Genomic DNA, 21,192 nt, shown 5'->3' with positions numbered 1-21,192 from the left:
GCAGGCGGTCGCACAATCAACAAGAAGAACAGGGTGGCAATGCGCCTGGCATCGCCGCCCTGTTTTCGTTCCTGAACAGGCTTTCTTCGCATGTCTTCGGTCTCCACTTCCGGCGTCCAGATCCGCTCCCGCCGCCGCGCACTGCGCGAGACGGTCGAGCTGCTGTCGTCGATGCGTTTTGCGATCAGCCTGCTGACGGTCATCGCTATCGCCAGCGTGATCGGCACGGTGCTCAAGCAGAACGAGCCGTACCCGAACTACGTCAACCAGTTCGGGCCGTTCTGGGCGGAGGTGTTCCGCTCGCTGACGCTGCCCACGGTGTATAGCGCGTGGTGGTTCCTGCTGATCCTGGCATTTCTGGTCGTATCGACCTCGCTGTGCATCGTGCGCAATGCGCCCAAGATGCTGGCCGACATGCGTGCCTGGCGCGAGAACGTGCGCGAGGGCAGCCTGCGCGCGTTCCATCACAAGGACGAATTTGACACGCCTGCCGACGCGGCCACCGTCGCGGCGCGCCTGGCCGCACTGGCGCAGAACCGGGGCTTTCGCATCAAGGCGTTCTCGCGCGACGGCGGGGCCACGCTCATCACGGCCAAGGCCGGCGCCGGCAACAAGATCGGCTACATCCTGGCGCACTCAGCCATCGTCATCATCTGCATTGGCGGGCTGCTCGACGGCGACATGATGATCCGCGCGCAGATGTGGTTTGGCGGCAAGTCGCCCATCAAGGGCAACGCGGTCATCAGCGAGATCGGGCCGGAGCACCGGCTCTCGGTGTCCAACCCGGGCTTCCGCGGCAATGCGTTTGTGCCGGAGGGCTCGACCGTCAGCACGGCGATCCTGAACATTGCCGACGGCGCGTTGATTCAGGACCTGCCGTTCATGATCACGCTCAAGAAGTTCACCGTTGAGCATTACTCGACCGGCATGCCCAAGCTGTTCGCCAGCGACATCGTCGTGACTGACCGCCGCACCGGCAAGCAGGTCGACGCGCGTGTCGAGGTGAACAAGCCGTTCGTGTATGACGGCGTGGCGATCTACCAGTCGAGCTTTGAAGACGGTGGCTCCAAGCTCAAGCTGACCGGTTTCCCGATGTTGGGGGGCGACGCCAAGACGTTCACGCTGTCCGGCGTGGTTGGCCAAGACACCAAGCTGACCGACCACGGGGCGGATTACACGGTCGAGTTCACCGATTTCCGCCTGATGAACATCGAGACGGTGACGGATGCCTCCGGCAAGCCCGACGCGCGCGGTGTCGGCAAGAAAGGGGGCAATGAAACCGGCCTGCGCGCCGAACTGGGCAACGTCACCAAGATGACCCATGACCGCGACCTGCGCAACGTCGGCCCCTCGGTTCAGTACAAGCTGCGCGATGCAAACGGCCAGGCGCGCGAGTTCAGCAACTACATGCTGCCGGTCACGCTGGATGGTCAATCGGTGTTCCTGGCCGGCATGCGCACGCAGCCGGACGAGCCGTTCCGCTATCTGCGTATCCCGGCGGATGCGCAGGGCACTGTGAACGATTGGATGCGCCTGCGCGCCGCGCTGCAGAACCCGACGATGCGTGCGGAGGCGGCGCGCCGCTTTGCGCTGCTCTCCATGCCCGGCGACGATCGGGCCGCACTGCGCAGCCAGCTGACCGACAGCGCCCGTCGCGCGCTCGACCTGTTCGCTGGTGCGGCTGCTGACCTGAAAGACACCCCTGCTGAGGCGCAAGGTGGTTTTTCGGCCATCGCTACCTTCCTGCAGAAATCGGTGCCCGACGGCGAGCGCGAGAAGGCGGCCGACGTGCTGATGAAGATCATCAACAGCGCGATGTGGGAGCTGTGGCAACTGGCCCGCGCGCAGGATGGCCTGCCCGCGCCTACTGTCGATGCGACGAGCAGCCAGTGGCTGCAGACCGCCATCAACTCGCTGTCGGACAATGTTTTCTACGGCGCACCTGTGTATCTGCAGCTTGCCGACTTCCAGCAGGTGCAGGCCAGCGTGTTCCAGCTCACCCGTGCGCCGGGCAAGAACATCGTGTATCTTGGGTCGCTGCTGCTGGTGCTGGGCGTGTTCTCGATGTTCTACGTACGGGAGCGCCGCTGGTGGCTGTGGATCAAGCCGCAATCCGGCCAGACCAACGAAAGCACCTCCGGCGCACATGTGCTGACCGCCATGTCGACCATGCGCCGCACGCTCGACTTCGACCGGGAGTTCGAGCGCCTCAAGCAAGATGTCCGCGCCGTGACGGGCGCCCCCGCGATCCCCGGTTCTGCCAGTGCAGCAGACACCGACCCCAAACCAATGAAGTGAGCAGGTGATGGAAGCGACCAATCCTCCCCAAACGACCGTGGCGAGCGCTGATCTGGGTGCACTAGAGCGCCCGTCGTATTTCCGCCGGCTGGGCTGGTTCGACTGGCTGTTTGCTGTGTTGCTGGCCGCCGGTGCCGGTTTTGCCTTCTCGCGCTATGGCGCTTACATGGACGGCTACGAGCGCGGCATCCTGATTGCCGCTGTGCCGGCCTTCGCGTGGCTGGGGTGGACGTGGAAGCCGGTGCGGGTGCTGATGATCGGCATTGCCGTGCTGTCGCTGTTCGGTATCTCGCAGTACGGCGGTGCGAACGGCCCCGAACTTGCCCGCGCCGAGCACGCCTTCTTCCTGAAGTACTTCCTCGCCAGCCAGTCGGCCATCCTGTGGATGAGCGCGCTGATCTTCCTGTCCACGCTCTTCTTCTGGGCGGGCCTGGCGTTGCGCTGGGAAGCGGGCGGCTCGATCGGCAGCAAGCTGTGCTGGGCCGCTGTGGTGCTGGGGCTGACCGGCATGCTGGTGCGCTGGTACGAGTCCTACCTGGTGGGGGCGGATATTGGCCACATCCCCATCTCGAACCTCTACGAAGTCTTCATCCTCTTCACGCTGATCACGTCGCTGTTCTACCTGTACTACGAGCAGCGCTACAAGACGCGCTCGCTCGGTCCGTTCGTGATGCTGGTGGTGTCGGCGGCAGTGGGCTTTCTGCTGTGGTACACGGTGTCGCGCGGTGCGCAGGAGATCCAGCCGCTGGTACCGGCGCTGCAGAGCTGGTGGATGAAGATTCACGTGCCGGCCAACTTCATCGGCTACGGCACCTTCTCCCTGGCGGCCATGGTGGGCGGGGCCTACCTGCTCAAGGAACACGGCATCCTGGTGGACCGCCTGCCGTCGCTCGAAGTGCTGGACGACGTGATGTACAAGGCCATCACCGTCGGCTTTGCGTTCTTCACCATCGCAACGATTCTTGGTGCGCTATGGGCGGCTGACGCCTGGGGCGGCTACTGGAGCTGGGACCCGAAGGAAACCTGGGCGCTGATCGTCTGGCTGAACTATGCCGCCTGGCTGCATATGCGCCTGATGAAGGGCCTGCGTGGCCGCATGGCGGCGTGGTGGGCGCTGATTGGCCTGCTGGTGACGACCTTCGCCTTCCTGGGCGTGAACATGTTCCTGTCGGGCCTGCACAGCTACGGCGAACTCTAAGTCACAAAAAATCCTCAGCGGACTGGAATAACGACGCGCCTAGCGTGTTTACTGCTCTGTGAGGGCGCCTCATTTTTTCCCTTCCGGCGCCCCTCCCACCCAAGGAGAACAAGATGAGCCAGTCCGCAGCTTCCCCCCGGTTGTTTAACGCACGCCTGGCATTTGCCGGGGCCGTGGCGCTTGCCGCGTTCGGCTTGGCCGGTTGCAGCAGCATGGGCATCGGGATGTCGTCCACGCCGATGGCAGTGAAGGTGACCAACGGCGCGCTCACCGACGAGCACGGCATGACGCTCTACACATTCGACCGCGACACCATGGCCGGCAAGAGCGCCTGCAACGGCAACTGCCCCAACGTCTGGCCGCCGCTGGCCGCCAATGACGCCGACAAGCCTTCCGGCGACTACGCCATCATCACGCGCGATGACGGCAAGAAACAGTGGACTTACCGCGGCAAGCCGCTCTATCTGTTCAGCAAGGACAAGATGCCCGGCGATCAGACCGGCGATGGCTTCCTGAACATCTGGCACATCGCCAAGCCGTAAGCACGCTGACTGCGCTAGCGCGCCCATGACCGACCTTGCCGGCCGCCTGATCGCGCTGACACCGCGCTTGCGTCGTCACGCGCGTGGCCTGGTGGGTGACGCCACCCGCGCCGATGATCTCGTGCAGGACACGCTGGAACGCGCCTGGCGTTACCGCTGGCGTTTCCAGTTGCGCCCGAGGTTTGGTGCCGCGAGCGGCGAGAGCGACGGGCTGTTCGCGTGGCTGCTGACCATCATGCATCGCCTGCACCTGAACGCCGTGCGCCGGCCGGATCAAATTGACCTGACCGATACTCCACCCGACATCCCCGTCGACGAAGACCCCGGTCTGCGTCGTGATCTGCTGCGTGCGTTGGCCTCGCTGCCGGAAGACCAACGTGCCGTGCTGCTGCTCGTCGGACTGGAGCAGCTCGCCTACAAGGAAGCCGCCGACGTGCTCGGCGTGCCGCTGGGCACGGTGATGTCGCGGCTGTCGCGGGCGCGCGAGCGGATGCGTGTGGCGCTGGAAGGGGCGTCCACCGCGCCGAGGTCTTCCGGTGATGGCAGCACCGCGCTGCATCGAGTGAAGTGAGGCCGACCATGTCTGCCGATGTTTCCCACACCGCCATCCACATCGACGAGCTCCACGCTTACGCCGACGGCCGCCTGGCTGCTGCGCGCCGTGCTGTTGTGGAGGCGTATCTTGCCGCACACCCCGGCGCCGCCGCCGAGGTGGCCGGTTGGCGCAAGACCGATGCGCAGCTCCATCGCGCGCTTGATCCGCTGCTCAATGCGCCAGTGCCGCCGCGGCGCATTCCGGCAGCCATCCTGGCCGCTGCGCAGCAACCGCAGCCTGCGCGCGGCTTCGGCACGATGCGCGGTTGGAGTGTGCTGGCGCTCGGCGTGGCGTGTCTGATGATCGGTACCGGCGCGGGCTGGCTAGGCCGGGGTGCTTTGGACCACACTGTGCCGATGCAACGTTTCGCCAACGACGCGCTGGTATCGCACGTCGTCTACTCGCCCGAGTCGAAGCATATGGTGGAGGTGCCGGCCAACGAAGAGGCGCATCTCGTCACATGGCTGTCGCGGCGGTTGGATGCACAACTGCACATCCCCGACCTGACGCCGCTCGGTTATCGGCTGATTGGTGGGCGCCAGACCGTATCGGCGGATATGCCCACGGCCATGCTGATGTACGAAGGGCCGGACGGCACGCGCATCTCCGTGCAGTTGCGGCGCATGCCGAACAACCGCGATACCGGCTTCCGGCTGGAGACGCTGGCCCCAGACAACCGCGTGCTGCAAGCGATCCACCCGGCGGTCGATCACCCGCCGCCGATGGCGTTCTACTGGGCCGATCACGGGCTGGGGTTTGCCGTGTCTGGGCCGCTGGCGCGAGCGCAGTTGCTGGAAGTGGCGCAGGCGGTGTACCGGCAGTACAGCGAGTTCACGGGACCTGCGTCCAAGAAGGAATAGCACCGCAGTTTTTTTTGCCGCGCGCTGTCAGGTCGGCGGCGCTGGCACGACCAAAGCACATGGGACAGCGTTCCCGACAACGAGGACCGATCATGCTGATCAAGACCGACCGCTGGCTGCACGGTGAAGACATCCCCGCCAGCGAGATCACCCCGCAGCACATCTTCGAGCAGCGCCGCCGCTTCCTGGCCGCTGCTGCCATGGGCGCGGCTGGCGCGACGCTGGCGCCGTGGGCATCGCGCGAGGCTTTCGCCGCCAATGCGCCGCTGGCCAAGCTGGCCGCCAAGTCCAACCCGGCCTACACCACGGTCGAGAAGGCTACGCCGTACGACCAAGTCACCACGTACAACAACTTCTACGAGTTCGGTACCGACAAGTCCGACCCGGCGCGCTATGCCGGCACGCTGCGCCCGCACCCCTGGCAGGTCAGCGTGGAAGGGCTGGTGAAGACGCCCAAGACGTATGACCTGGACGACCTGATGAAGCTCGCCCCGATGGAAGAGCGCGTCTACCGCCTGCGCTGCGTCGAGGGCTGGTCGATGGTGATTCCGTGGGTCGGCTTTCCGCTGGCGGAGCTGATCAAGCGCGTGGAGCCGCAGGGCAGCGCCAAGTACATCCAATTCATCTCGCTGGCCGACAAGCGCCAGATGCCCGGCGTCACCAGCCCCGTGCTGGAGTGGCCGTACAGCGAGGGCCTGCGCCTGGACGAGGCGATGCATCCGCTCGCGCTGCTCACGTTCGGCCTCTACGGTCAGGTGCTGCCGAACCAGAACGGCGCGCCCGTGCGCGTGATCTTGCCGTGGAAGTACGGCTTCAAGAGCGCCAAGTCCATCGTGAAGATCCGCTTTGTCGACAAGCAGCCGCCCACCAGCTGGAACATCGCCGCGTCCAATGAATACGGCTTCTACTCCAACGTGAACCCGACCGTGGATCACCCGCGCTGGAGCCAGGCCACCGAGCGCCGCATCGGCGAGGACAAGGGCGGCTTCGGCGGCCTGTTCGCGCCCAAGCGCAAGACGCTGATGTTCAACGGCTACGACCAGGTCGCGCCGCTGTATGCGGGTATGGACCTGCGCAAGAACTTCTGAGGACGACATGAAACTGCTGCCGCCCATGCTGTCGCCCAAGCAACTGCGCGTGATGAAGATCGCCGTGTGGCTGCTGGCGCTCGTGCCGTTCCTGCGCATCGTGTTCCTGGGTGCGACTGATCAGTTCGGGGCGAACCCGCTGGAGTTCGTCACGCGCTCGACCGGCACGTGGACGCTGGTGCTGCTGTGCTGCACGTTGGCCGTCACGCCGCTGCGCCGGCTCACGGGCATGAACTGGCTGATCCGCATTCGTCGCATGCTGGGTCTGTTCACGTTCTTTTACGGCACGATCCATTTCCTGATCTGGCTGCTGGTGGATCGCGGGCTCGACCCGGCGTCGATGTTGAAGGACATCGTCAAGCGTCCGTTCATCACGGTGGGCTTCGCGGCCTTCGTGCTGATGATTCCGCTGGCGGCGACGTCCACCAACGCGATGGTCAAGCGCCTGGGCGGCAAGCGCTGGCAGTGGCTGCACCGTCTCGTGTATGTGACCGGCGTGCTCGGCATCCTGCACTACTGGTGGCACAAGGCCGGCAAGCACGACTTTGCGGAAGTGTCGATCTACGCTGCGGTGATGGCGGTGCTGTTGGGGCTGCGTCTGTGGTGGGCATGGCGTGGCGCGCGGCAAGGTGCGATGGCGGCCGGCGCAATGCCCGCGCGTGATTGACCGGCGCGGATCGCCAAAGAAAAAGCCTCGCAACTGCGAGGCTTTTTCTTTGCGGTGATGCTGCCTTATGCCGGGAGCAGATGCTCGCCGCGGATCTGGTCTTCAAAGCGCTCGCGTTCACGCGCCAGGTGCACCTTGTCGCCATCCACGATGACTTCCGCCGCGCGATTGCGCGTGTTGTAGTTCGAGCTCATCGTGAAGCCGTACGCGCCGGCCGACAGGATCGCCAGCAAGTCACCTGCCTGCACCGCCAGCGAACGATCACGGCCGAGCCAGTCGCCCGATTCGCACACCGGGCCGACCACGTCGTAGACGACCGGTGCGCTCTCGCCTTCGCGCACCGCAACGATGTGGTGATACGCCTCGTACATGGCTGGGCGGGCCAGATCGTTCATCGCCGCATCGACGATGCAGAAGTTCTTGGAAGCGCCAGGCTTGAGGTATTCCACGCGTGTGAGCAGCAGGCCGGCGTTGCCGACCAGCGAGCGGCCCGGCTCGAACAGCACGGTGCGATCGCCAAAACCACGCTGTTCGACGCGGTCCAGCAGCGTGCGTGCGAAGGCGGTGATGTCCGGCGGCGTCTCGTCGGTGTAGGTGATGCCCAGGCCGCCGCCCACGTCGATGTGCGACAGGCGGATGCCCTCGGCATCGAGCTTGGTCACCACGTCGAGCACCTTGTCCAGTGCATCCAGGTACGGCGACACCTCGGTGATCTGCGAGCCGATATGGCAGTCGATGCCGACCACGCGCAGGTTCGGCATGGCTGCGGCGGCGCGGTAGGTCGGCAGCACTTCGTCGAAGGCCACGCCGAACTTGTTGCCCTTCAGGCCCGTCGAGATGTACGGGTGCGTCTTGGCGTCCACGTCCGGGTTGATGCGCAGCGACACGGGTGCGATCTTGCTCATCGATGCGGCCACGTCGTTCAGGCGGTGCAGCTCGGGAATCGACTCCACGTTGAAGCACGCCACGCCGACTTCCAGCGCGAAGCGCATTTCATCCGCGCTCTTGCCCACGCCCGAGAACACCACCTTCGAGGCCGGTGCGCCGGCAGCCAGCACACGCTTGAGTTCACCGGCCGAGACGATGTCGAAGCCCGCGCCCAGTTGCGCGAAGACCTGCAGCACGGCCAGGTTCGAGTTGGCCTTCATCGCGTACTGCACATGCGCGTTGCGACCCTCGCACGCAGCGGCGTAGGCGCGATAGTTGGCTGTGAGCGCAGCGCGCGAATACACGTAGGTGGGCGTGCCGAACTGCGCGGCTATCGCGTCGAGCGCGACGCCTTCGATCATCAGGGCGCCGTCCTGGCGGATCAGGGACTCGGACATGGGTGAGGGGGCAATCAGGGCACCGTCTTGCGTAAGGCAGGCAGCGCCGGTTGAAAAGAGAAGCGGATCAGCGGTTGGCGGGCACCGCACTGGCGGCGTCTGCCGCAGGTTTGGCGCCAGGCACCGGCGGCTGCGGTACGGCGTTCGGGCCAGCGATGCCAGGGTCGGTTGTCTGGGGTGCGGTCGGCGCCGGCGGCACCTTGGGCATGTAAAGCGGCCCGCGAATCCCGCAGCCGGATAGACCTGCGGCCGTCAGGGTCAGGCCGACAGTGGCTACAATGGCGGCGATTCGTGTCATCGGATGGTGGTGCGGAAAAGAGCCACAAGGGAGCAACCTTGCGGCAATCAGAGTCACATGGGGCGAGGCGCCAAACGGTCGAAAAAGGCCGCGATGCCGCGCCCGCGCAAGATTTTGGAGTGTAGCATGCCCCCCCTGACCGAATCGGAGTTCCTGGCGCTGGCCGACGCGGAGCTTTCCCGCATCGAAAGCATCGTCGAGATTGCCGCTGACAAAGCTGACGCCGACATTGAAGTCAGCCGTGTCGGCAACGTGCTGACGCTCGAATTCGACGATGGCTCCAAGATCATCATCAACAGCCAGGCGCCGATGCAGGAACTGTGGGTGGCTGCGCGTGCCGGCGGATTCCATTTCCGCCACACCGACAGCCGCTGGACGGACACCCGTAGTGGCGAAGAACTGTACGTTGCCCTATCGCGTTATGTCAGCCAGCAGTGCGAAGTGGATGTGACGCTGGCGGCCAACTAAGCGCCAACGGCATCCGCCAGACAAAAGAAAAGCCGCCCCGAAGGGCGGCTTTTTCGTGGGTGGTCAGCCTCAGTTGCCGCGGAACATGTCGAGAATCTTCTGCTTCTCCTGTTCCGGCGTCGGCGCCAAGTTGACGCCCGGCTGCTGCTGTTGCGGCTGGTCGCCGCCCGGTGCCGAGGCGCCCGGCATCGCGTCGCCCAGGCCCACCGAGGCGATACCTTGGCCGTTGGCGTATTCCTCATAGGCCCAGTCGCCGGCCATCTGCACCACACCTTCAGGCGCTTGGCGATCCGTCTCGGGCTGGCCCTTCAGGGCGTAACCCATGTAGTTGATCCAGATCGGCAAGGCCAGGCCGCCACCGGTTTCGCGGTCGCCCAGGCTGCGCGGGTTGTCATAGCCCATCCAGGCCACGCCGACCAGCTTGGGCGTGTAGCCGCAGAACCAGGCATCGAACGAGTCGTTGGTGGTGCCGGTCTTGCCGGCCATGTCGGTACGGCCGAGCTTCTGCTTGGCAAGGTAGCCCGTGCCGTTCGCTACGACACTGCGCAGCAGCGAGTCCATGATGAAGTCGTTGCGCGGATCGATCACACGCACGGCGTCCTTGGCGGCCGTCATCGGGTGTGCCTGCTGGATGACGGTGCCGCGCGCATCAACCACGCGATCGATGATGTACGGATTTACGCGGTAGCCGCCGTTGGCGAACACCGAATAGGCACCGGCCATCTGCAGGATCGTCACCGAGCCCGCGCCCAGTGCCATCGGCAGGTAGGCGGGGTGTTTGTCAGCCTCAAAGCCAAAGCGTGTGATGTATTGCTGTGCGTACTGCGTGCCGATGGTGCGCAGGATCCGCACGGACACCAGATTCTTCGACTTCTGCAGCGCGCGGCGCATCGTCATCGGGCCGTCGTAGCCGCCGCCGTAGTTCTTCGGCTCCCACACTTGGCCGCCGGTGTCGCCGGTCGGGATCGACAGCGGCGCATCGTTGATCACCGTGGATGGCGAGAAGCCCTTGTCCACCGCCGCCGAGTAGATGAACGGCTTGAAGCTCGAACCCGGCTGGCGCCACGCCTGCGTGACGTGGTTGAACTTGCTGCGGTTGAAGTCGAAGCCGCCGACCATCGAGTAGATCGCGCCCGTCTGCGGGTCCAGCGAGACAAAGCCCGAGGCCACTTCCGGCAACTGCGTGATCGACCACTTCTGCGTCTTGGTGTCCTGGATGACGCGGATGACCGCGCCCGCACGCAGCTTGATCTTCGGCTGTGCGTTGGCCGACAGCGCAGCCTGTGCGAATTTCAGGCCATCGCCCGCCAGATCGATTGTTTCGCCCGACAGCATCGTCGCGCGCACCAGCTTCGGCGCCACGCTCACCACAACGGCGGATTGCAGATCGTCGCTGCTCGGGTGCTCGAGCAGGGCGTCGTCGATGGCCTGTTCGCGGTCATCCGCGTCTGCCGGTAGATCAATGAAGGCCTCGGGGCCACGGTAGCCGTGACGGCGCTCATAGTCGAGGATGCCGCGGCGCACCGATTGGTAGGCCACGTCCTGATCGCCCTTGCGCAGCGTCGTGTAGACATTCAGGCCGCGCGTGTAGGTCTCTTCGCGGTACTGCGCATACATGAGCTGGCGAACCATTTCCGCCACGTACTCGGCGTGCACGTCGAATTCATGGCCCTCGCTGCGCACCGGCAGTTGCTCGTTGATGGCCTGGGTGTACTGCTCCGGCGTGATGTAGTGCAGGTCGCGCATGCGCTGCAGGATGTATTCCTGACGCACCTTGGCGCGTTTCGGGTTCACCACCGGGTTGTACGCCGACGGCGCCTTGGGCAGGCCGGCCAGCATGGCAGCTTCGGCCAGGGTGATGTCCTTGATGTTCTTGCCGAAGTAGATCTGCTCGGCGCTGGCAAAGCCGTACGCGCGCTGGCCGAGGTAGATCTGGTTCATATAGAGCTCGAGGATCTGATCCTTGCTCAGGCTGGCTTCGATCTTGTACGAGAGCAGCATCTCGTAGATCTTGCGCGTGAACGTCTTCTCGCTCGAGAGGAAGAAGTTGCGTGCCACCTGCATGGTGATGGTCGACGCGCCCTGCGACAGGCCGCCGTGCAGGTTGGCCAGGCCCGCGCGCAGCACGCCAACGAAGTCCACGCCGCCGTGCTCATAGAAACGGTCGTCCTCGATGGCGAGCACCGCGCGTTTCATCACGTCGGGGATCTGCGCGATGGGCACGAAGCTGCGGCGTTCTTCGCCGAACTCGCCAATCAGGACGTTGTCGGCGGTGTACACGCGCAGCGGAATCTTCGGCCGGTAATCGGTGATGACGTCGAGCGACGGCAGGTTCGGCGCGGCCACCAGCAGGGCATAGCCCACCAGCAGCGCCCCGACGACCCCCATGGCAACGAACAGGCCGAACATCCAGAGGAGCAGGCGCGCCCACAGCGGGCGGCGGGCTTTGGGCGGCTTGGGCGAAGCTGGGGTGGTTTGGGCAGTAGCCATTACAGGTGGGCACCGGGGGTGTCAGTCAGCGTGGCGGGGATTATATCTTCGCGACCCAAGGGGGCCGCCTGATGAGGGGGTAACAGCGCGTAACGGCTGTCACGGCTGCAGCGTTTGCTGCACATGAGTGACGTATAAGTCACTGATTGTGCGCGGATTGTGCGTCTGCGATAGCCTGATTCAAGGCGGAGAAGAATCCGCCGTTAGAAGTAGACGAAGCGGAAAGCAAGTCAGACGAAAGGGGTATCCCCCGATCGTGGGGTTTTGACAACGCTTTACGAATCGGCGCCTGCGAAATGCTTCGTGGCCAGTCGGAGCGTTTGCCTGTTCTAAAGGATTTTGTGAGAATCCAGCAGCAAATCCATGCAGGCTATGGCGCACGTTGGACGTGGAGCGGGCGCCAGGGTTCAAAAATATATAAACGGTGGGGTGTCTCTGTGCGACGGGGTTTGTTGTCCGGCCTGCTGCGCCGCAATATCGTCGGGATTGATATCGGGTCTTCCAGCGTCAAAGTGGTGGAGCTATCCGCCAATGGCAAGCAGGGGGATTTCCGTCTCGAAAAATGCGCCAGCGAGCTGATTGAACGCAGTGCCGTCGCTGACGGCAATCTGGTCAATATCGATGCGGTGGGCAGCGCGCTCAAGCGCGCCATCGCCAAGGCTGGCATCCGCAGCAAGGATGCCGTATTGGCCATTCCTTCCAGCCTGACGGAATCGCAAACCGTCAGCCTGCCTGACAACCTGACCGAAGACGAGCTCTTCGTGCAGGTCGAGAGCGAGGCCAACCGGCTGTTTCCGCCCTCACAGAACGTCAATTTCGACTATGTCGTGATCGGTCCGGCCGAAACGGAGGGCGGGATCGGCGTGCGCGTGACGGCAACGGTGTCCGAGCGTGTGACCGAGCGCGTGACCGCTGCCGAGATGGCCGGCCTGAAGCCGGTTGTCATGGATGTGGAAGAAAACGCCATCCAGCGCGCCATGACCCATATGCTCGCGGTCAAGCAGGACGCCGCCGAAACCGAGATGCGCGACATGCCCGTAGTGGCGATGTTCCATCTGGGCGGCGCCCGTTCGCACGCACTGTTCTACCAAGGCTGGAAGGAGCTGTATGAGCAACCCCTGTCTGGCTCGGGCGACCAGCTCACGCAGAGCATCTCGCGCCTGTTCTCGCTCGACCTGCTCAAGGCTGAGGTGAAGAAGCGCAAGAACACGCTGCCCGACGAATACCGCAGCCAACTGCTCAAGCCGTCGCTGGAGACGCTGGCGATGGAAATCAGCCAGGCCATCCAGAACTTCATGTCGACCTCGAGCGTTGGCCGGGTCGATGAGATCGTGCTCTCGGGCGGCCATGCATCGCTACTGGGCGTGCAGACCGCCATTCAGCAGCAGACGCAGATCAACACGACGCTGGCCAACCCGTTTGCCAACATGGGGGCGGCCAAGAACGTCAATGCGCGCTATCTGCAACGCGATCTGCCGGCGTACATCGTCAGCGCGGGCCTGGCCCTGCGCGGGCTGCAATAAGGAGGGGCGATGGCCAACGAAAGCGTCAACGCGCTCCCGAGCGTCAACCTGCTGCCGTATCACGCCGAGCGACGTGCAGACAAGCGCAAGAAAGTCTTCATGAGCCTGGGCGCCGCGGCGGCTGCGGGCGCTGTGATGGTGTTCCTGGGCGGCATGGTGATCGATCACCAGACCGAAGAGGCGCAGCGTATCAATGGTGTTCTCACGCAGAAGAACGCGGAGATGGACAAGCAGATCGTCGAGGTGAACACCCTCAAGAAAGACATCGAAGATCTGCTGCAGCGCCAGCAGGCCGTCGAGAGCCTGCAGAACGAACGCAACCGCCCGGTACAGTTGCTGGAAGAGCTGGTGCGTCAGGTGCCGGAAGGTGTCTACCTGACCGCGCTTAAGCAGGACGGTGACAAGTTCACGATTTCCGGTGTGGCGCAGTCGAACGAGCGCGTGTCGGACCTGCTTCGTAACTTGGGTTCGGTGCCTTGGCTGGATCACGCCGAGCTGGGCGAATCCGTCGCCACCACGATGACGAACAACCTGAAGGAGCAGCGTCGCCTGTTCAATTTCACCGTTCGCTTTCAGTGGAAGGCTGAGCCGGCAACTCCGGCCAAGCCCGGTGCGGCCGGCGTAGGGGCAGGGAAATAATCATGGCGCTTTCGACTGATATCTCGCTGGAAGACCTGGTCAGCCAGTTCCGTGGGCTGAACCTGAACGAGCCGGAAACGTGGCCGATCGCGCCACGCATCCTGTTCATGATCCTTGCTGCTGTGCTTGTGATCGTGCTGGGCTGGCAGTTCTACTGGAGTGGCAAGTTCGACGAGCGCGATGCCAAGCGCACCGAGCAAGAGCAACTGAAGTCTGCCTACCAGAGCAAGCTCGCTCAGGTGGTGAACCTCGAGGCACTGCGCAAGCAGAAGGCCGAGGTGGAGCAGCGCGTTGCCAAGCTCGAACTGCAGCTGCCCAACAAGACCGAGATGGATGCGCTGCTGGCCGACGTCAACCACGCCGGTATCGCGCGCGGGCTGACGTTCGACCTGTTCCGTCCGTCTGCTGCTGTGGTCAAGCCGTATTACGCCGAGATCCCCGTCGCCGTGAAGGTCAACGGCCGCTATCACGATATGGCGTTGTTTGCTGCTGACGTGGCCGCGCTGTCGCGGATCGTCACGCTGCAGAACGTGTCGCTGACCGGCAACAAGGACGGCAGCATGGTGATGGAAGCGCGCGCAGAAGCGTATCGCGCGCTCGATCCGGATGAGCAGGCTGCTCAGCGCAAGGCCAACGCAGCCGCCAAGGGAGGCGCCAAATGATGGGGCAGACCATGAGCCGCCACCGGATGCCGCATCTCGCTCGCATTGCGCCGCTGTGCCTGGTTGTTGTGCTGGGTGCCTGCGGCGCGAACGCCGATGACGAATTGCAGCAGTGGATGCAGCAAGCGCGCCAGAACATCAGCACGACCGTGCCGCCGCTGCCGCAGCCCAAACCTTACGCGCCGCGCGAATACACAACCACCAAGCAGACTGACCCGTTCAGCGTGCAGAAGGTGGCGGAACTTTCGCGCGCGCAGAACGAATCGCCAGAACCGAACCGCCGTCGCGAGCCGCTGGAAGACTATCCACTGGAGGCCTTCAAGCTGCTCGGGACGATGAAACGCAACGGCGAGACGGAAGGCGTCGTGTCTGTCGGGGACAAGACGCAGCACGTGCATGTGGGGCAGTACATCGGACAAAACTATGGTCGTATCGTCCGCATCGGCGATCAGGAACTCACCCTGCGTGAGCTGGTGCGTGAAGGCACGACCGAATGGAAAGAAAAAATGACTACCCTGAAAGTTCAGGAGGGCGCGCAATGACGATGCGTCTCGTGAAGGGCCGCCTGGCGCAGGCAGCTCGAGTGGCCCGGGGGGGCGCAGCTGCATGGCTTTCGCTGTGCATGTTCATGGTGGCGGGTCAGGCGCTCGCGCAGCAGGCCGCCGTCGCTGGCAACGCTATCGAGAAGGTGGAGCAGGCCACGGCCGGTGAGTCCACCGTCGTGACCGTCACCCTGAAGGATGCACCCGCGCAGAAGCCGGTCGAGTTCAGCACGCAGCAGCCTGCGCGCATTGCGATCGACTTCTTTGGCGCCGGTTTCGCCCAGGGGCGTGCCAACTATCAATATGGCGGCAAGCTGCTGCGCTCGGCTAACGTCGTGCAGATCGGCGACCGTACGCGTGTCGTGCTCGATCTGGCGCGCCAGACGCAATACAAGTCAGAGGTTCGTGGCAACCAGTATGTGTTGACGCTGGAAGCGGCTCCTGTGGCAGCCGCCGCAGCCGCACCGACGTTCTCCGCTCCGGTACCCGTCGCAGGTGCCCAGCGTCCGGCCGTGCGCAACGTTGATTTCCGCCGTGGCGATGATCTGGCCGGCCGTGTGGTGGTCGACCTGTCGACGGCCAACTCGGCGATCAACATCGCCCAGCAAGGCCAGAATCTTGTGGTCGACTTTGTTGGCGCGACGCTGCCGCAATCGCTGCGCCGTCGCTATGACGTGAGCGACTTCGGTACGCCCGTGCAGGCCATGCGTGCTACCGATAGCGGTACCGGTGCCCGCTTGGTGATTGAGCCGCGTGGTAACTGGCAATACAGCTCTTATCAGACCGACACGCAGTTCGTGGTGGAAGTCCGCCCGACCAAGGACGACCCGAACAAGCTGATCTCGGGCCCGGGCTACCGCGGCGAACGCCTGTCGCTCAATTTCCAGAACATCGACGTGCGCTCGCTGCTGCAGGTCTTTGCTGACTTCACCAACCTGAACATCGTTACCAGCGACAGCGTGACAGGCACCCTGTCCCTGCGTCTGAAAGACGTGCCGTGGGACCAGGCGCTGCAGATCGTGCTGGACTCCAAGGGCTTGGCCTCGCGCCGCAACGGCAACGTGCTGTGGGTTGCGCCGCGTGGTGAGCTGGCAACGAAGGAGAAGGCAGAGCTGGAATCGCAGCAGCAAGTCACCGAGCTGGAGCCGCTGCGTAGCCAGGTGTTCCGCCTGAACTATCAACGTGCGGATGACGTGCGCAATATGCTGTTGGGTAGCGGGGCCGCTGGCGGCGGCGCTGCTGCAGGTGGTACGGCATCCCGGATTCTCTCCAAGCGCGGTTCGCTGACCTCGGATGCGCGCACCAACCAACTGTTTGTGTCGGACATTCCGAGCAAGCTGGAAGAGGTCCAGGCGTTCCTGCTGAAGATCGACATCCCGGTTCGCCAAGTGATGATTGAGGCGCGCATTGTCGAGGCTGATGACACGTTCAGCCGCAATCTGGGTGCCAAGCTGGGTTTTGCTTCCAAGACCAACGGTGCAGGCTACGGCAACACCTATACCAACGTGGTGTCGCCGGTGACGCAGGGCGCCACGTGGGATAACAGCCCGGCCATCAGCTTCCCGGCCAACGGTATCAACGGCGTGAACGCTGCCAGCGTGGCAGTGAGCCTGTTCAACGCCGGCGCCGGTCGATTCCTGGCGCTGGAGCTGTCTGCGCTCGAAGCCGATGGTCGCGGCAAGATCGTCTCCAGCCCGCGCGTCGTGACTGCAGACAACATCAAGGCGCTGATCGAGCAGGGCACCGAAATCCCGTATCAGCAGGCAACTTCTTCTGGTGCAACCTCTGTTTCGTTCAAGAAGGCTAACTTGAAGCTGGAGGTGACGCCGAAGATCACGCCGGACGGCAACATCTTCTTGGACGTGGATGTGAACAAAGATAGCGTGGGCATCCAGACCACCAACGGTTTCGCTATTGACACCAAGCACGTGCAGACCCAGGTCTTGGTTGAGAACGGTGGCACGGTCGTCATCGGCGGTATCTACACCCAGAATGAGCGGACCGACATCAATAAGGTGCCGCTGCTGGGCGACATTCCGGTGCTAGGCAACCTGTTCAAGAGCACGGCAAAGATCAACAACCGCACCGAGTTGCTGGTCTTCCTGACACCGCGTGTGCTGTCCGACCAGCTCTCGCTGAAGTAATCGGCAGTCCGGAACTTTTTCCGCCAAGCCCGGCCCCCCGTGTGGAGCGCCGGGCTTTTTTGTGTTCTGCAGCCGGGTTTGCGCTGGATGATGGGCAAATGCCACTACAATCAGGCTCAAATTCCTGATTTCACGCGATTTTGTCTGTTTCCAACGTTTTTTTCGTCGGCCTGATGGGCGCCGGTAAGACGACGGTCGGCCGCGCGGTGGCTCGCCGGCTCGATCTGCCGTTTTTCGACTCCGACCACGAGATCGAAGCGCGTTGCGGCGTTCGCATACCGGTCATCTTCGAGCACGAGGGCGAAAAGGGTTTCCGTGATCGGGAAACTCACATCATTGACGAGCTTACCGCGCGCAACGGCGCGGTCGTAGCGACCGGCGGTGGCGCCGTGCTGCGGCCCGAGAATCGCGCCTTCCTGCGCGAGCGCGGCACGGTTATCTATCTGCGTGCCAATCCGCATGACCTGTACCTGCGCACGCGCCACGACAAGAACAGGCCGCTGCTGCAAACCGAAAACCCGCGCGCCCGGCTCGAAGAGCTGCACGCGATTCGCGATCCGCTGTACCGCGAGGTGGCACACTTTGTCATCGAGACCGGTAAGCCCACCGTCGCCCAGCTTGTTAATATGGTGCTGATGCAACTTGAGGTGGCTGGCATCGTGGCGCCGCCTGCGGACTCCTCCACCCCCTCGCAAGTCTCCCCCCAGTCATGATTACCGTCGATGTCGACCTCGGCGAGCGCGCCTATCCGATCCATATTGGCTCGGGGCTGATCTCCCAGGCAGCGCTGTTTGCCCCCCATATTCGCGGCGCGCGTGCCGTGATCGTCACCAACGAGACCGTTGCGCCGCTGTATGCCGCCAAGGTTGAAGCGGCTGTCCGCTCGCTCGGCAAGGCTGTCGATACGGTTGTGCTGCCCGATGGAGAGTCGTTCAAGAAGTGGGAAACGCTCAACCGCATTTTTGATGCACTGCTGACGGCGGGTGCCGACCGCAAGACCACGCTCATCGCCCTGGGGGGCGGCGTGATCGGTGATATGACTGGATTTGCCGCCGCCTGCTACATGCGCGGTGTGCCGTTCATCCAGGTGCCGACGACGCTGCTGTCGCAGGTGGACTCCTCCGTGGGAGGCAAGACGGGGATCAACCACCCGCTGGGCAAGAACATGATTGGCGCATTTCACCAGCCGCAGGCGGTGCTGGCCGACATCGATACGCTGCGCACCTTGCCTGCCCGTGAACTGGCCGCCGGTATGGCCGAGGTCATCAAGCACGGCGCGATTGCCGATGCCGATTACTTCGCCTGGATCGAGCAGAACATCACCGGCCTCAACAATTGCGATACCGACCTGATGGCCGAGGCCGTGCGCGGCTCGGTGCGTATCAAGGCATCGGTGGTAGCGCAGGATGAGCGTGAGACCGGCCTGCGTGCCACGCTCAATTTCGGCCACACCTTCGGGCACGCCATCGAGGCCGGCTTGGGCTACGGAGAGTGGCTGCATGGCGAGGCTGTCGGCTGCGGCATGGTGATGGCGGCCGACCTGTCGCATCGCCTGGGCTTCATCGATATCGACACGCGCAACCGCATCACAGCGCTCACGCGGGCGGCCAACCTGCCGACCGTGGCGCCGGACCTGGGTGTCGATCGTTTCATCGAACTGATGCGCGTCGACAAGAAAGCCGAAGCCGGCGAGATCAAGTTCGTGCTGCTGCGCAAGCTGGGCCAGGCGTTCGTGACCACCGTGCCCGACAGCGACTTGCGCGCCACCCTGCAGCATGCCGTGCTGCGCCCACCCACCGAGGCGCCCGTCGCCTGACGCCAGAAGAGATGGCCCGATGAACGATCGACTCGATTTGCCGCCCGCGCCGTTCGATCTCGAGGGCCATCTTGCTCCCTACGCCGCGCATGCGGCGCAGACGCGCGGCCGCATGTACGCCGAGCCGCCATCCACCTCGCGCACCGAGTTCCAGCGCGATCGCGACCGCATCATCCACAGCACCGCCTTTCGCAGGCTCGAATACAAGACGCAGGTCTTCGTGAACCACGAGGGCGACCTGTTCCGCACGCGTCTGACGCACAGCCTGGAAGTCGCGCAGATCGCCCGCTCGATCGCGCGCAGCCTGCGGTTGAACGAAGACCTGGTCGAGGCGATTTCTCTGGCGCACGACCTGGGGCACACGCCGTTTGGCCACGCGGGGCAGGATGCGCTCAACGATTGCATGAAGCCTTACGGCGGATTCGAGCACAACCTGCAGAGCCTGTTGGTGGTGGATCGGCTGGAGGAGCGCTACGGCGGCTTTGACGGCTTGAACCTCACGTTCGAGACGCGTGAGGGCATCCTCAAACACTGCTCACGCAACAACGCCGCCACGCTGGGCGATCTGGGGCGGCGCTTTCTCGAAGGGCAGCAGCCCTCGCTCGAGGCGCAGCTCGCCAACCTGGCCGATGAAGTTGCGTACAACAATCACGATATCGATGATGGCCTGCGCTCCGGCCTGATCTCGCTGGAGCAGATGGAAGGCGTGCCGCTGTGGGCCGTCCATCGCCGCGAGGCGGAGGCTGCGTTTCCCAGCGCAGGCGGCCGACGCCTCATCAACGAGACGATCCGCCGGATCATCAATGCGCTGATCGTCGATCTGATTGCCACGACGCGCGCGGGCATCGCCGAGGTTGCGCCGCAAAATATCGATGACGTGCGTGCGGCGCCGGCACTCGTGGCGTTCTCTGAGCCGATGCGTGAAGAGGCGCGCGTGCTCAAGCGCTTCCTGTTCGACAACCTCTACCGGCACTACCTCGTGATGCGCATGGCCGCCAAGGCGCGCCGCATCATCGATGACCTGTTTGGCGCGTTCCTCGACGATCCGCGTCTGCTGCCGCCGCAGTACCAGGCCAAGGCCAACCCCGAAGAGCAGCCGCGCTGGATCGCGCACTACATCGCTGGCATGACGGATCGGTATGCCATCAAGGAGCATCGCCGCATTTTTGCGGTGGATGCGGTCTGAGTTGAGTATCGGACAATTCTGAGTGACCGGCTGCAGGGCGGCGCCTACGATGACTGCCAATCTGTCATCAAGCCAATCTCATGCGCCGTTTTCTCTTGCCGCTGTTGATCGCCTCGGCGTTCAACGCTCATGCCGCCAGCCCGGCGGATCATTTCGATTACCAGCACCAAGCCGAATGGCACGCGGTGCATGATGCATTTCAGTCGCCCATCGACATCCATACCGCTGATGCGGTGGCCGTGGATGAAGATGAGCCAGATGCCGTGCAACCGCACTACGGTACGCTTGCCGGCATGGTTGTCGATACGGGGCACGCCCTGCAGGTGAACGTGCCCGGTGGTGATGCAAAGATCCGTGGCCGTCGCTTCATGCTGCGCCAGTTCCACTTCCACGCACACAGCGAGCACACCATCGACGGCAAGGCGTTTCCGGCCGAGGTACACCTCGTACATGTGGCCAAGGATGGTCGCATGGCGGTGATCGGCGTGATGCTGGAAGAGGGCGCTGCCAACCCCGCGCTCGACGCCGTTCTCAAGGCTGCGCGCGAGGGCGCGGCGCACGAAGTGCCTGCCGTCGCCCCGGCTGATCTGCTGCCCAAGAGCGACGCCTACTATCACTACCTCGGCTCGCTCACCACGCCGCCGCTGACCGAGAACGTCGAGTGGTATGTACTGAAGCAGCCGATCACGGCGTCGCGTGCACAGCTGGATGCGCTGCGTGGCTTCTACGCAGACAACTTCCGCGCGCCGCAGCCGATCGAAGGCCGCGTCGTCACCCGGTTCGATCCGGCACCGCTCAAAAAGTAAGCGCCCAAAAAAAATGCCCGGCCGCCCCAACGCATGCCGGGCCGA

The 21,192-nt window shown here is 63.9% G+C and carries 20 protein-coding genes; 17 read left to right on the top strand and 3 right to left on the bottom strand.

Annotation, left to right across the window (positions count from 1 at the left end):
* Window positions 1–90: 90 nt before the first annotated feature.
* The 7 genes from V6657_RS15225 (at window position 91) to msrQ (ending at window position 7,248) form a co-directional block, all read left to right on the top strand.
* Complete coding sequence (locus V6657_RS15225; RefSeq protein ID WP_048935293.1) at window positions 91–2,298, top strand: cytochrome c biogenesis protein ResB; 2,208 nt, start codon at window positions 91–93, stop codon at window positions 2,296–2,298.
* Between the two features lie 7 nt (window positions 2,299–2,305).
* Window positions 2,306–3,496 (top strand): c-type cytochrome biogenesis protein CcsB, encoded by a 1,191-nt coding sequence (ccsB, locus tag V6657_RS15220; protein ID WP_048935294.1) that lies wholly within the window; start codon window positions 2,306–2,308, stop codon window positions 3,494–3,496.
* Between the two features lie 113 nt (window positions 3,497–3,609).
* Window positions 3,610–4,038 (top strand): ATP-binding protein, encoded by a 429-nt coding sequence (locus V6657_RS15215; protein WP_048935295.1) that lies wholly within the window; start codon window positions 3,610–3,612, stop codon window positions 4,036–4,038.
* A 25-nt stretch (window positions 4,039–4,063) separates the two neighbouring features.
* Complete coding sequence (locus tag V6657_RS15210; RefSeq protein WP_048935296.1) at window positions 4,064–4,609, top strand: RNA polymerase sigma factor; 546 nt, start codon at window positions 4,064–4,066, stop codon at window positions 4,607–4,609.
* Between the two features lie 8 nt (window positions 4,610–4,617).
* Window positions 4,618–5,493 carry an anti-sigma factor gene (locus V6657_RS15205; protein ID WP_048935297.1) on the top strand — a complete coding sequence of 292 codons (876 nt, stop codon included), beginning with the start codon at window positions 4,618–4,620 and terminating at the stop codon, window positions 5,491–5,493.
* 92 nt (window positions 5,494–5,585) lie between these two features.
* Complete coding sequence (gene msrP, locus V6657_RS15200; protein WP_048935298.1) at window positions 5,586–6,581, top strand: protein-methionine-sulfoxide reductase catalytic subunit MsrP; 996 nt, start codon at window positions 5,586–5,588, stop codon at window positions 6,579–6,581.
* A gap of 7 nt (window positions 6,582–6,588) precedes the next feature.
* Window positions 6,589–7,248, top strand: a complete 660-nt coding sequence (gene msrQ / locus V6657_RS15195; RefSeq protein WP_048935299.1) for a protein-methionine-sulfoxide reductase heme-binding subunit MsrQ — start codon at window positions 6,589–6,591, stop codon at window positions 7,246–7,248.
* 65 nt (window positions 7,249–7,313) lie between these two features.
* Here msrQ and lysA read toward each other — a convergent pair whose 3' ends face one another.
* Both lysA and V6657_RS15185 read right to left on the bottom strand, forming a co-directional pair.
* Entirely contained in the window at window positions 7,314–8,573 is a 1,260-nt protein-coding gene (gene lysA / locus V6657_RS15190; protein ID WP_048935300.1) for a diaminopimelate decarboxylase, read from the bottom strand.
* A 67-nt stretch (window positions 8,574–8,640) separates the two neighbouring features.
* Window positions 8,641–8,871, bottom strand: a complete 231-nt coding sequence (locus V6657_RS15185; protein ID WP_048935301.1) for a lipoprotein — start codon at window positions 8,869–8,871, stop codon at window positions 8,641–8,643.
* 126 nt (window positions 8,872–8,997) lie between these two features.
* On the opposite strand from V6657_RS15185, the gene cyaY reads away from it, so the two are divergent.
* Window positions 8,998–9,339 carry an iron donor protein CyaY gene (gene cyaY / locus V6657_RS15180; RefSeq protein ID WP_048935302.1) on the top strand — a complete coding sequence of 114 codons (342 nt, stop codon included), beginning with the start codon at window positions 8,998–9,000 and terminating at the stop codon, window positions 9,337–9,339.
* Between the two features lie 69 nt (window positions 9,340–9,408).
* On the opposite strand, the gene V6657_RS15175 is transcribed toward cyaY, so the two are convergent.
* On the bottom strand, window positions 9,409–11,829 hold the full coding sequence (locus V6657_RS15175; RefSeq protein ID WP_048935303.1) for a penicillin-binding protein 1A: 2,421 nt from the start codon (window positions 11,827–11,829) through the stop codon (window positions 9,409–9,411).
* Between the two features lie 452 nt (window positions 11,830–12,281).
* On the opposite strand from V6657_RS15175, the gene V6657_RS15170 reads away from it, so the two are divergent.
* From V6657_RS15170 to V6657_RS15130, 9 genes are all read left to right on the top strand, one after another.
* On the top strand, window positions 12,282–13,352 hold the full coding sequence (locus V6657_RS15170; protein WP_171017992.1) for a type IV pilus biogenesis protein PilM: 1,071 nt from the start codon (window positions 12,282–12,284) through the stop codon (window positions 13,350–13,352).
* Window positions 13,353–13,361: 9 nt separating this feature from the next.
* Window positions 13,362–13,991: a PilN domain-containing protein gene (locus V6657_RS15165; RefSeq protein ID WP_048935305.1), complete on the top strand. Its 630-nt coding sequence runs from the start codon at window positions 13,362–13,364 to the stop codon at window positions 13,989–13,991.
* A 2-nt stretch (window positions 13,992–13,993) separates the two neighbouring features.
* On the top strand, window positions 13,994–14,653 hold the full coding sequence (locus tag V6657_RS15160) for a type 4a pilus biogenesis protein PilO (protein WP_048935306.1): 660 nt from the start codon (window positions 13,994–13,996) through the stop codon (window positions 14,651–14,653).
* A complete protein-coding gene (locus tag V6657_RS15155; protein ID WP_048935307.1) occupies window positions 14,650–15,195 on the top strand; it encodes a pilus assembly protein PilP in 546 nt (181 codons plus the stop codon). Before V6657_RS15160 ends, V6657_RS15155 begins: the two co-directional genes overlap by 4 nt.
* 2 nt (window positions 15,196–15,197) lie before the next feature.
* The gene (pilQ, locus tag V6657_RS15150) at window positions 15,198–17,339 is read left to right on the top strand and encodes a temperature dependent type IV pilus secretin PilQ (RefSeq protein ID WP_282581272.1); all 2,142 of its coding nucleotides are present in this window, start codon (window positions 15,198–15,200) and stop codon (window positions 17,337–17,339) included.
* Window positions 17,340–17,479: 140 nt separating this feature from the next.
* A complete protein-coding gene (locus tag V6657_RS15145) occupies window positions 17,480–18,052 on the top strand; it encodes a shikimate kinase (protein ID WP_137884820.1) in 573 nt (190 codons plus the stop codon).
* A complete protein-coding gene (gene aroB, locus V6657_RS15140) occupies window positions 18,049–19,155 on the top strand; it encodes a 3-dehydroquinate synthase (RefSeq protein WP_048935310.1) in 1,107 nt (368 codons plus the stop codon). The genes V6657_RS15145 and aroB overlap by 4 nt, the downstream gene beginning before the upstream one ends.
* A 19-nt stretch (window positions 19,156–19,174) precedes the next feature.
* The gene (locus V6657_RS15135; protein ID WP_048935311.1) at window positions 19,175–20,341 is read left to right on the top strand and encodes a deoxyguanosinetriphosphate triphosphohydrolase; all 1,167 of its coding nucleotides are present in this window, start codon (window positions 19,175–19,177) and stop codon (window positions 20,339–20,341) included.
* An 80-nt stretch (window positions 20,342–20,421) separates the two neighbouring features.
* Complete coding sequence (locus tag V6657_RS15130) at window positions 20,422–21,147, top strand: carbonic anhydrase family protein (protein ID WP_048935312.1); 726 nt, start codon at window positions 20,422–20,424, stop codon at window positions 21,145–21,147.
* Window positions 21,148–21,192 lie beyond the last annotated feature (45 nt).

Origin of the sequence: Ralstonia sp. RRA (assembly GCF_037023145.1) — a bacterium.
Taxonomy (GTDB): Bacteria; Pseudomonadota; Gammaproteobacteria; order Burkholderiales; family Burkholderiaceae; genus Ralstonia.
The sequence above is the reverse complement of the archived record's forward strand: the minus strand, read 5'-3'. Positions and strand labels throughout refer to the sequence as shown.

What these genes read in the sequence shown, in the direction of transcription:
- V6657_RS15225 (WP_048935293.1), top strand. Translation starts at nt 91, where the DNA reads ATGTCTTCGGTCTCCACTTCCGGCGTCCAGATCCGCTCCCGCCGCCGC.
- ccsB (WP_048935294.1), top strand. Translation starts at nt 2,306, where the DNA reads ATGGAAGCGACCAATCCTCCCCAAACGACCGTGGCGAGCGCTGATCTG.
- V6657_RS15215 (WP_048935295.1), top strand. Translation starts at nt 3,610, where the DNA reads ATGAGCCAGTCCGCAGCTTCCCCCCGGTTGTTTAACGCACGCCTGGCA.
- V6657_RS15210 (WP_048935296.1), top strand. Translation starts at nt 4,064, where the DNA reads ATGACCGACCTTGCCGGCCGCCTGATCGCGCTGACACCGCGCTTGCGT.
- V6657_RS15205 (WP_048935297.1), top strand. Translation starts at nt 4,618, where the DNA reads ATGTCTGCCGATGTTTCCCACACCGCCATCCACATCGACGAGCTCCAC.
- msrP (WP_048935298.1), top strand. Translation starts at nt 5,586, where the DNA reads ATGCTGATCAAGACCGACCGCTGGCTGCACGGTGAAGACATCCCCGCC.
- msrQ (WP_048935299.1), top strand. Translation starts at nt 6,589, where the DNA reads ATGAAACTGCTGCCGCCCATGCTGTCGCCCAAGCAACTGCGCGTGATG.
- lysA (WP_048935300.1), bottom strand. Translation starts at nt 8,573, where the DNA reads ATGTCCGAGTCCCTGATCCGCCAGGACGGCGCCCTGATGATCGAAGGC.
- V6657_RS15185 (WP_048935301.1), bottom strand. Translation starts at nt 8,871, where the DNA reads ATGACACGAATCGCCGCCATTGTAGCCACTGTCGGCCTGACCCTGACG.
- cyaY (WP_048935302.1), top strand. Translation starts at nt 8,998, where the DNA reads ATGCCCCCCCTGACCGAATCGGAGTTCCTGGCGCTGGCCGACGCGGAG.
- V6657_RS15175 (WP_048935303.1), bottom strand. Translation starts at nt 11,829, where the DNA reads ATGGCTACTGCCCAAACCACCCCAGCTTCGCCCAAGCCGCCCAAAGCC.
- V6657_RS15165 (WP_048935305.1), top strand. Translation starts at nt 13,362, where the DNA reads ATGGCCAACGAAAGCGTCAACGCGCTCCCGAGCGTCAACCTGCTGCCG.
- V6657_RS15160 (WP_048935306.1), top strand. Translation starts at nt 13,994, where the DNA reads ATGGCGCTTTCGACTGATATCTCGCTGGAAGACCTGGTCAGCCAGTTC.
- V6657_RS15155 (WP_048935307.1), top strand. Translation starts at nt 14,650, where the DNA reads ATGATGGGGCAGACCATGAGCCGCCACCGGATGCCGCATCTCGCTCGC.
- pilQ (WP_282581272.1), top strand. Translation starts at nt 15,198, where the DNA reads ATGCGTCTCGTGAAGGGCCGCCTGGCGCAGGCAGCTCGAGTGGCCCGG.
- aroB (WP_048935310.1), top strand. Translation starts at nt 18,049, where the DNA reads ATGATTACCGTCGATGTCGACCTCGGCGAGCGCGCCTATCCGATCCAT.
- V6657_RS15135 (WP_048935311.1), top strand. Translation starts at nt 19,175, where the DNA reads ATGAACGATCGACTCGATTTGCCGCCCGCGCCGTTCGATCTCGAGGGC.
- V6657_RS15130 (WP_048935312.1), top strand. Translation starts at nt 20,422, where the DNA reads ATGCGCCGTTTTCTCTTGCCGCTGTTGATCGCCTCGGCGTTCAACGCT.